General features: G+C 36.7%; 10 protein-coding genes. 7 read left to right on the forward strand and 3 right to left on the reverse strand.

Translation table 11 applies throughout. The annotated features are described in order from the left end of the window. Complete coding sequence (locus tag MWU78_RS09850; protein WP_246997410.1) at positions 1-1,116, reverse strand: DUF2891 domain-containing protein; 1,116 nt, start codon at positions 1,114-1,116, stop codon at positions 1-3. 216 nt (positions 1,117-1,332) lie between these two features. On the opposite strand from MWU78_RS09850, the gene MWU78_RS09855 reads away from it, so the two are divergent. From MWU78_RS09855 to MWU78_RS09865, 3 genes are all read left to right on the forward strand, one after another. Beyond that, positions 1,333-1,779, forward strand: a complete 447-nt coding sequence (locus tag MWU78_RS09855; protein ID WP_246997412.1) for a hypothetical protein — start codon at positions 1,333-1,335, stop codon at positions 1,777-1,779. A 90-nt stretch (positions 1,780-1,869) separates the two neighbouring features. Beyond that, entirely contained in the window at positions 1,870-2,409 is a 540-nt protein-coding gene (locus tag MWU78_RS09860) for a hypothetical protein (RefSeq protein WP_246997413.1), read from the forward strand. Positions 2,410-2,602: 193 nt separating this feature from the next. Continuing rightward, a complete protein-coding gene (locus MWU78_RS09865; protein WP_246997415.1) occupies positions 2,603-3,691 on the forward strand; it encodes a Gfo/Idh/MocA family oxidoreductase in 1,089 nt (362 codons plus the stop codon). A 459-nt stretch (positions 3,692-4,150) separates the two neighbouring features. Here MWU78_RS09865 and MWU78_RS09870 read toward each other — a convergent pair whose 3' ends face one another. Continuing rightward, positions 4,151-4,978 carry a sialate O-acetylesterase gene (locus tag MWU78_RS09870; protein ID WP_246997417.1) on the reverse strand — a complete coding sequence of 276 codons (828 nt, stop codon included), beginning with the start codon at positions 4,976-4,978 and terminating at the stop codon, positions 4,151-4,153. Between the two features lie 45 nt (positions 4,979-5,023). Then, positions 5,024-5,494, reverse strand: a complete 471-nt coding sequence (locus MWU78_RS09875; RefSeq protein ID WP_246997419.1) for an OsmC family protein — start codon at positions 5,492-5,494, stop codon at positions 5,024-5,026. A gap of 254 nt (positions 5,495-5,748) precedes the next feature. Here MWU78_RS09875 and MWU78_RS09880 point away from each other — a divergent pair, with 254 nt between their 5' ends. The 4 genes from MWU78_RS09880 to MWU78_RS09895 all read left to right on the forward strand — a co-directional run bounded on the left by MWU78_RS09880 (position 5,749) and on the right by MWU78_RS09895 (position 9,499). Beyond that, complete coding sequence (locus MWU78_RS09880) at positions 5,749-7,059, forward strand: serine hydrolase domain-containing protein (RefSeq protein WP_246997421.1); 1,311 nt, start codon at positions 5,749-5,751, stop codon at positions 7,057-7,059. A 384-nt stretch (positions 7,060-7,443) separates the two neighbouring features. After that, on the forward strand, positions 7,444-8,019 hold the full coding sequence (locus MWU78_RS09885) for a Crp/Fnr family transcriptional regulator (RefSeq protein WP_246997422.1): 576 nt from the start codon (positions 7,444-7,446) through the stop codon (positions 8,017-8,019). Between the two features lie 132 nt (positions 8,020-8,151). Continuing rightward, positions 8,152-8,901: a glucose 1-dehydrogenase gene (locus MWU78_RS09890; RefSeq protein WP_246997424.1), complete on the forward strand. Its 750-nt coding sequence runs from the start codon at positions 8,152-8,154 to the stop codon at positions 8,899-8,901. A 322-nt stretch (positions 8,902-9,223) separates the two neighbouring features. Continuing rightward, positions 9,224-9,499 (forward strand): GXWXG domain-containing protein, encoded by a 276-nt coding sequence (locus tag MWU78_RS09895; protein WP_246997427.1) that lies wholly within the window; start codon positions 9,224-9,226, stop codon positions 9,497-9,499. Positions 9,500-9,621: the final 122 nt, after the last annotated feature.

A 9,621-nucleotide genomic window follows, 5' to 3' on the forward strand; every position in this document is an offset into this window, starting at 1 on the left:
CTATTTGGCCTTATTTAATGCGTATAATGCAAAACTTCCCAACCAATGGGTGCCACTATAATTGTCGTCCACAATATTGGGAAGTGAATAATTTATATGCTCGGTGGCAATTTGTTTTAAATGGGCGTATTCTGGAAGTGTTTCCGCAATTCCGTACAAACACCAGGCCCTACTAAAATTAAGTCCATCTAAATGCACCAATTTTCCATCCTTTCTGTCCGAAACCCTTCCCGGTTCCAGAGTAAATTGAACATTTTTCAATTGCGGAAGAAATTTGTCCAGCCATTGTTTAAACTTTTCGGGGCCGTAAATTTTTCTGACCAGATTGGCTTCCTCCAAGCAAGGCGATAAAAAATCAAATCCACTAGGTTCCCAAGTTATAGGGCAGCCATTATCACTTTCATAAAAACGTGCCACACTTACAATAATGGCGTTTTTTAAAGTATCATCCTCCATTACAACGGCATAATCCCAGGCCATGGATAGTCCAAATGCGGTATTGGAATGTTCTCCTACCCTAATGGGATAATTTAATTTAGGCAAAAAATCCACGTACGCAGCCACTATATAATCGGTCAATGGTTGCAAGTTTATCTCTAGATCACGGGCCAAGGGGTCGTTCCAAGTGTGAAGCTCTTCTGCCAATTTAAGGATCCAGGCCCAACCATAAGTACGTTCATAGGATTTATTACCTTCCATATTAAAATAGGCCATCTCCCCTTCTATATTTTCCTTGGAAATATTTTCAACCAATTTATTGCGGATTGTGGCAGCCTGATTTAAACTAGGGAACTGTTTTAATAGTGAAACTAAGGACCAATGCCCGTGAACCGATGAATGCCAGTCAAAACAGCCATAAAATGCCGGGTGCAGTTCTTGGGGGGCTCCTAAATGTGTGGAATCCTGAAGGGACTGGTTCAGTTTATTGGGATATTCTGTCTGTAGGCATTCCAAAGGTAAACGCGCCAAACGGTTGGCTTCATTAAAACTAAGTTCGGGAACGGCCTGGGAGATATCTTTTTTTGGTGCTGTCTTTTGCTGGTCCTTACAGCCCATGAGTATGAAAATAACTAAAAAAGTTACACCTATTGTTTTCAGTATTGGTCTTGAATACATTGTTTTGGTTTGTAATAGCGAATATGTAAATATATATGGATATTACAAAATGGGAAAGCATATTTGAATTTTACAGAACAAGTGGTTTAAAAAGGCGGTAGTTCATCTAAAAAGTTGCAGTTCGTCTAAAAGTTGACCTTTTTGGATTACCCCAATATAATAATCCAAAAATAATTCGGTTATAATAGTCCCAAATTAAATTTTTAACCTACTTGAATGACATGTTTAGATTGTAATAAAGAGCTTAGTTATCTTGACCATAAAAGCGCAATGGACTTTTTAGGAATAGAGCTTTGTGCGAAGCATAAAAGCCGAATGGAAAAGCTAATTAAACTCAAAAGGACCCCCAAAGAAGCCATACAATTATACTATGGTTTAAAAAACGCAGGTGTAAATCCAATGCTCGAATGGTGGGATGGAAAAAAATCAGTGGATATTGCTATATCTAGGGTAAAACTTAATATAGAAATAGACACCGAATATCATTCCATTACCCACGAACAAGCGATCAACGATTTGGAAGAAGCCATGCATTCGTTTAAAAATGGATTTACCACCATTCGTATCCCCCACGTACTCATTAAATATTATTTAAATGAAACCGTAAATAATATTTTAGGGATTATGGACGGACTTAAGGCCAATATTAAGGCACTTAGTTAGTGATACGTTAGGGAAATGTCTTTTCAAGGAAGGACAAGGGTAATTCGGATAATATAGAACTGAAACGCCCTGAATCTTAAAAACCATCTTATGGAAACAGAAAAGAAGATTTTAAGAACACCTTTAAGAATTGCCATTTCCCTACTTATTGTTGGCTTTATTTGCAAGATTTTACATTTCCCGAACATTGCCAATCCCCTCATAATTCTGTCACTTTGCGCTATTGGTACTTTGTATGGATTGCGATTTTGGAAAAAAAGCAAAAAGGGATTCCTCGAATACAACAAATTGGTACTGGTTACCGCATGGTCCTTAAATGGAATATTCAAAATTCTAGATCTATCCCATACTGATTTTTTTCAGCTTATTGGTAGTTTAGCCTTTATTGTCTGGATTATCATGGAGGGCACATCTTATCTCATAAATGATAAGGACGACAATAGAAGCGACATTGCTTATTTCATTTGGAATACCATGATGATTATTGGCATATTGGCGATCATAATAGGTAGCCTTACCAAAATATTGGAATGGGAATATGCTACCCCTACCCTCGTAACAGGATTTATTCTCGTTACCGCATATGTATTAAAAGACATATTGATCCAAAAGCTTCAAAAAAAGGAATAGAAGGGATACCTTATAGGAATCATTCTATTTTTTTTGGGTGTTCAAGTCCATCTTCCTATGAACTGATTTCAAGCCTGAAGAAAAGTTCGCTAAATCGTGTTTAATTTTTGCATTGAACAATTTATTCTAAGCGTTTCATTATTTCATGGATATTTCAAATTTTTGTCTTATTTTCTCTGATAAATTGGGAACCATGGAAAAACAAAGACGAGTATTTATTCAAAAGGCGGGTATAATTGCAGCAGTTAGTGCAGTTAATCCACAAATATTATTCTCCGCCAATAGGACGCAAAATAAAAAGTTGGGGGTAGCACTTGTTGGTCTAGGGTATTACAGTACCGATCTTCTTGCCCCTGCCCTGCAATTGACCAACAATTGTGAATTAAGGGGCATTGTTACTGGTAGTCCTGAAAAAATCCCTGTATGGAAAGAAAAATACGGGATAAAGGATAAGAATATCTACAATTATCAAAATTTTGATGCTATCGCCAACAACCCTGATATAGATGTGGTTTATGTGGTCTTGCCCCCTTCCATGCACGCAGAGTATACTATCCGTGCTGCTAAGGCGGGCAAACATGTTTGGTGTGAAAAACCAATGGCGCCCTCCGTTGCAGATTGTGAAGCCATGATCAAGGCATGCAAGGACAATAAGGTAAAACTGGCCATTGGATATCGTTGTCAGCACGACCCCAATATTCAGGCCTATATGAAAGTAGGCAAGGAAAGACCATTTGGTAAGGTTAGAATGGTGACTTCGTCGGCAGGATATTTTGATGGCCGCACCAACCACTGGAAACAAAACAAGAAATTAGGTGGTGGCGCAATGGGAGATATGGGGGTTTATGCACTACAGGGTGCCAGATTGGCCACTGGTGAGGAACCCATCTCGGTATTGGCACAGGCCTCCACTACCCGACCAGAAATCTATCACGAGGTTGAGGAAACCATGATGTTTCAATTGGAATTTCCGAGTGGTGCCCTGGCATCCTGCCAGACCAGTTTTGGTATTAATATGAACCATCTACAGGTAAACTATGAAAAAGGTTGGTTAAAAATGGCACCGCATTCTTCCTACAGGGGCAATAATGGAAGCATGTCCGATGGAACCATTATAAATTTCCCCATTCCAAACCAACAGGCCAAACAAATGGATGAGGATGCTATGGCCATTATAAACAAGACCGATTTATTGGTTCCCGGGGAAGAAGGACTTCGGGATATTCGTGTTGTTGAGGCAATCTACAAATCGGCTGCACAGAATTGTGTGGTTAAATTGTAGTATTGTAGGGGCGGCAAGCATAGAAAACATCGGCAAAATGTTACTTTATTAGGTTTTGCGTAATTGTAGGATTTTACTTTCATAGAAGATTTTGACCCTTTGTCCGACTTAGGGTCAGGTCATCGAATTTTCGTTCCATACATGGGGATGAAAATCCTTTTCCCTCTGTTTTTGGGTTTTATATATAAACCCGATATTATGAAGGAAAATACTACATTAATCGATTTTTTATTTTATTTCTTTTGTGCCTTTTGCTTTTCTTGGGCCTTGTATGTGCTGTTCTTAGGTTAAAGCTAAGAACTTGGGAGAAATATTGGCAATCCGAAATTTGAAAGTCTGGCAGTTGTCTGGACTAATATTTCGGAATGCCATTGCTAAAATTATGGTAATCTATCATAAGATGGCCACTTGTTCTCCTCTTATGGCATATAAGCAAGGATGTTGTGTGTGAATATTGGTCTAATTTTGAATTTTCATAAATTCTAAGGCATATCTTTCGCCCATTATCCTTTGCGCTTCAGAATTAAAGTGAACCTTATCGCCTTTTTCTTTTAGGTCAGAGGTATTGATCAGTCCTGCAAATGGATCGGTGGATACATAGTATTTTATGTGGTCATTAATCTTTGACCACAAAGGATTGGTGGAATAACTACCCAGTTGTCCTATTACAACGGGTGCCTCTTGATTCCCAATTATCTTTCTGAATTGATAGAACAACTCCGATAATTTGATTTGGTATAATGGAGCCTCCTTGGTTTTGGCATCACTTTCGCCCTGATGCCAAAGAATCCCTTTTACCGTCCCAAAACGCATACCCAATTCTGCTTTTTGTTTGAAATTGGTGAATAGTTTAACCTCCCTGTGGATAGAATCGTTTAGCCACTGGGTAATGGAGCTTCCTCCAACAGCAGTCGGAATTAAAAGAACCGAAATACTGTCCGGGATATGCTTAATGAGGGTCTTGCCGAATGAAAGGCCACTGTCCAACCCTGCCATTGATGGTTCATAAAAATGTAACGGCTCTTTGGCATATATCATATCACCTTGTTTATTTACGGTGAATATTCTTGTATTGGGAACCGTGTCCTGAGGTTCTACAAGTCCCCGTCCGGCCATATTGGATTGCCCTGCAAGTATAAAAACCCAAATATTTGCTTTATGGGGAATGTTTTCAACCGACAATTCAATTTTTGGGAAAAATTGGGTCCTATCGTCTTTGTGCTGACCATAGGACCAGGATAGCATGGAAAATATCAGTATGGAAAGGAGTAACATTTTATGGGTCATAGTGGTATTGTTTTTACGGAGTTACCCAAAGGTAGGTTGAAATTATTATTTAACCGTTATTGTGGGTTTATGATTGATTTTGAAATTGCAGGAATTGGCTATAAAGCACATTTTATTGGCCTCTAAATGGAGTTCGGTGGCCTTATCGATTAATGTGGCATCTGTTATTTTGATTTTAGGGTTTAGTGTAACTTCCTTAAATCTTCCACTCCCATTAGCTGTTTCTTCCATTAGTCCAACAGCCTCATCCGTGTATTCCGTAACCACTATTTTATTTATTGCACATAAATGAAGATACCAAAGCATATGACAGGCAGAGATCGAGGAAACCAGTAAATCTTCTGGATTATACCTTTTACCATCCCCGGAGAAAGCAGCGTCCGAGGATCCTTTTATTGGATTATATTTTTCTGGACACGAGATGTTATGGTTTCTATTATAAGATTTAGGATCTAAAGTTCCCTTTCCTTGATTTCCGGTCCATTGAACCGTGGTATGGTAAAGGTGATTTTTCATATTAAAGTGGTTTTGTATTTATGTCAGCCACCCACAATATATAGAATTATTTCAGCGGTTGTTTATGGATTATATTTTTTAAAAATGCCCCAACCCTCATTGAAGGATTAGCTAAGATCCGAATGTTGGGCCTTAACAAGTTGGTAATTAGTGTTAAAAAAGAGAATATAAGTAAGAAATTGTGCATTTTGTCCGTTATTTAAGTATATCATCCTATATTTAAGCCGTCTTATTCTAAATTAAATTTCACCCCAATGAAGAGAAGCAAAATCTTAATAGGAGCTTCACTTATATTTCTAGCCCTATTTGCCCTTATATTCAGTGCTTTTAAGCCTGAAGAAAAATCTAATTCCATAGTGGCCATTTCTACCCTAGATAAACAAAAAGATGTATTAGGGAGTCACGGGACACTTCTTTATAAAAAACATCAGGAGGAATTGGGGGCTGCTGTAAGGGCCTACTTTGAAAAAGCTATCGCTGAAGGTGATATTGTAGGTGCAGGAGTTAGTATTGTAAAAAAGGATTCCGTCGTAATTTCTGATGGTTATGGCAAAAGACAAATAAATTCAGATGCAGCTGTTGATGGAGGGACCATATTTAGATTGGGATCGTTATCTAAAGGATTTGCAGGGGTATTGGCCACGGAGTTAAAGGAGGAAGGCAAATTGCATTGGGAGGATAAGGTAAGCGATTTTATTCCCGAATTTAGATTGGGCGACACAAATAATACCAATAAAATTACCCTTGCCAATATTTTATCGCACACCTCTGGTACTCCATATCACAGTTACACCAATCTTGTAGAGGCCGGATTACCGTTACAGGATATAGCCAAACGCTTTAAGGCAGTAAAGCCGATAAGTGAACCTGGATCCATGTATAGTTATCAGAATGCTATGTTTGCCCTTTGTGGGGAAATGATTCTTAAAGTTACCGGACAGGATATCGGTGCAGTTTTGACCAATACGTTTTTCAATCCGTTGGGTATGTGCTCCACTACTATGGACTATGAATCCCTGTCACATATGGAGAATGTGGCCATGCCCCATACCAAAAGACGAAATGGCTGGAGAACAATACCACTTTCAGATAATTATTACAACGCTATTGCAGCAGGAGGTATTAGCGCCAATGCCGTAGATATGGCCAAATGGATGCGATTTTTGATGGGGTATAACCCGGAGCTAATGACCAAAAATGCCTTGGCCGAAACATTTACCCCGTTTATAGAAATTAAAGGGGAAAGTAAGTATTATCAGCGTTGGCCAGGACACACATCCTCCTACTACGGTTTTGGATGGAGAATACATAAATTTGTGGAGAACGGCTCTAACGATGAAAAGACCATTTGGCATCACGGTGGAAGTGTTAACAATTACAGAAATGAAATTGCCATCTATCCCGACACCGAACTAGGTATCTGTGTGCTATTGAGCAACAATAGTAGAATTTCCAAAACCGTAATCCCAGATCTGTATGCCATAGTGAAGGGTATTTATGGACAAACCACCCCCTATCATCAATTGAACACCGGTAATGATATGGTACAGCTGCATTTGGAATAGACATTTGTAAGTTGAATGTTCAATGTTTCCTGAATGGTGCCTGATTTCTATTTTCCAAGCTGTTCCTATCCAATTATCCATAACATAGCCCAGTAGGGCTCGTTTCCCATTTAATTATCCATAACATAGCCCAGTAGAGAAAACATGGCGCTCGGGCAGCGGCCATTAAATAAATATTAGGTATAACGTTTAGTCCTGAGGTTATTTCTATCGTGTCTGCTAACGGCACATGTTTATCGTATATAAGTTTATTATCCATCAAGTTGATACAGATAATCTTTGTGCATTACCATAATGTATTACCTTAGTTTTTATAAGAGGGATTTTATCAATAACTATATCCCTTTGTTGGCGGTAATCAAAAAAAAACCTTGAATAATAAGAATGGATATCTTAAAATACATCAAACAACAATACAGCCATTTTAATCTTACAGAAAATGAACTTGCTGTATTAGGAGAGTGCATAACCGTTCGCAATTATAAACGTAATGATTTATTCTTAGAAGAGAATACTACTTGTGAAAAAATGGGTTTATTAGTAACAGGAACTGCGTATTCGTATAATATAAACGATAATGGAGAAGAAATAATTCAAGATTTTTTTTATCCTAATAGCCAAGAAATTCTTTTTGATTATAAGAGTTATTTTCAACAAGAGAATTCTGTTTTGAACATCAAATTTCAAGAAGATGCCATGGTTTCATATTATTTTATGGAGGAAGTAAAAAAATTATACAAAGAATACCCTCGTTTTCTTCAATTTGAATTTTTACTAACACAGCAAGAGTTTGTAAATGCTGTTCATAAAAACCAAATACTACAACTTAAATCTGCCGAAGAAAAAATAAAATTACTACAAAGTCAAAAACCTAAAGTTTTTGAACTCTTTCCATACGCACATATTGTATCTTATCTAGGTATCCATAGAAACACTTTTAGACGTGTTTTCGCCAAATAGTAATTGATTTTTGCACCATATGGTGCATTCTTTATTGATAAAGTCATTCTATATTTATATCGGAAACAATTGCTGTAATTTTTACTTACAGCGAATTTTTTAAATAAAATTTAATCCATATAACAATATAGTATGAAACAATTAGAAAATAAAGTAGCATTGGTAACAGGAGCTGGGTCAGGAATAGGTAAAGCTATAGCGATTTTATATGCTAAAGAAGGCGCAAAAGTAATTGTAAATGACATTAACGAAGAAAATGGGCAGGCTGTTGTAAATCAAATAAAATCTGAAGGAGGTGAAGCTTTTTTTATTGAAGCAGACGTTTCTAACGAGGAAGATATTCAGAATTTAATTAAAAATACAGTAGAGATATATGGAAAATTAGATATTGCTTGTAATAATGCAGGAATCACTGGAGAACAGAATTTAACAGGACAATATTCAGTGAGTTCGTGGAATAAAGTAGTAGCTATTAATTTAAATGGAGTGTTTTTAAATTGTAAGTATCAGCTAGAACAGATGGAAAAAAATGGTGGAGGTGTTATTGTCAATATGGCATCTATTCACGGAATTGCCGCTGCTCCTATGTCGTCTGCATATACCACTACTAAACATGCAGTGGTTGGCTTAACAAAAAATATAGGAGTAGAATATGCGCAAAAAAACATTAGGTGTAATGCAGTTGGACCTGGATACATTGACACTCCTCTATTAAATATGGCAGGTCCTGAAGTATTGGAAATGCTAAAAGCTAAACATCCTATGAATAGGTTGGGTAAAGCTGAAGAGGTAGCAGAACTTGTATTATTCTTGAGTTCTGAAAAATCGTCTTTTATAACTGGAGGGTATTATCTAATTGATGGTGGTTATACGGCTGTTTAGTAAAACTCATTCTACAAAGGCTAACCTTTTGGGTCAATAACCTTCGGTAATTAACTAAAATAATAGAGCGATCTGAATTAAAATTAGATTGCTCTATTTTTTTATATACTTAGTATATATGGTATAAAACAACCTACTTTCTGAACACTGATGCATTAGTAGTTTTCAGTTTTTTACAATTGCTACATAACAAAAAGTCTAATTTTTTTCAAAATACTAATGGACTTTTGCACCAAATGATGCACCACCAAAATCTAAAAGCATTATACCTTTAACTTATAGATTTCTAACATAAAAAATGGCTGTAATTAAATTGTGTATTATGAATTTAGATAATGAAAAAAAAGTAAACAAAGCCCTTTTAAACGAGTTGCTTATTAATAAAAAAGGGGATATTTCAGATGTTCTTAGGGTTTATGACCAATTAGAGCCTGTAAGTTTAGATTTTATGATGGGTAGATGGACAGGTAGCGAAATAGCAACAGGTCATTCTTTAGATGGTATGCTAGTACCCTCTGGTTGGTATGGCAAAATGTTTATATCTCCTGAAGAAGTACATCCTTTAGTTTTCTTTGCTAAAAACCTGAATTCGACGTAAGAAAGTAAGGTTTTCACAATAGAAATAGCGGAAAATTAGGTATATTTAAGTATCTGAAATTCAAATATTTAACCAACTTTCCGCTTATGATTTCCAAGGATAAAATTACTGAAATTTTCTGT

It is taken from the genome of Arenibacter sp. F26102 (assembly GCF_023015865.1).
Taxonomy (GTDB): domain Bacteria; phylum Bacteroidota; class Bacteroidia; order Flavobacteriales; family Flavobacteriaceae; genus Arenibacter.

Bases quoted from the DNA above. Each gene is read 5' to 3' on its own strand.
- MWU78_RS09850 (WP_246997410.1), bottom strand. From the start codon at position 1,116: ATGTATTCAAGACCAATACTGAAAACAATAGGTGTAACTTTTTTAGTT.
- MWU78_RS09855 (WP_246997412.1), top strand. From the start codon at position 1,333: ATGACATGTTTAGATTGTAATAAAGAGCTTAGTTATCTTGACCATAAA.
- MWU78_RS09860 (WP_246997413.1), top strand. From the start codon at position 1,870: ATGGAAACAGAAAAGAAGATTTTAAGAACACCTTTAAGAATTGCCATT.
- MWU78_RS09865 (WP_246997415.1), top strand. From the start codon at position 2,603: ATGGAAAAACAAAGACGAGTATTTATTCAAAAGGCGGGTATAATTGCA.
- MWU78_RS09870 (WP_246997417.1), bottom strand. From the start codon at position 4,978: ATGACCCATAAAATGTTACTCCTTTCCATACTGATATTTTCCATGCTA.
- MWU78_RS09875 (WP_246997419.1), bottom strand. From the start codon at position 5,494: ATGAAAAATCACCTTTACCATACCACGGTTCAATGGACCGGAAATCAA.
- MWU78_RS09880 (WP_246997421.1), top strand. From the start codon at position 5,749: ATGAAGAGAAGCAAAATCTTAATAGGAGCTTCACTTATATTTCTAGCC.
- MWU78_RS09885 (WP_246997422.1), top strand. From the start codon at position 7,444: ATGGATATCTTAAAATACATCAAACAACAATACAGCCATTTTAATCTT.
- MWU78_RS09890 (WP_246997424.1), top strand. From the start codon at position 8,152: ATGAAACAATTAGAAAATAAAGTAGCATTGGTAACAGGAGCTGGGTCA.
- MWU78_RS09895 (WP_246997427.1), top strand. From the start codon at position 9,224: ATGAATTTAGATAATGAAAAAAAAGTAAACAAAGCCCTTTTAAACGAG.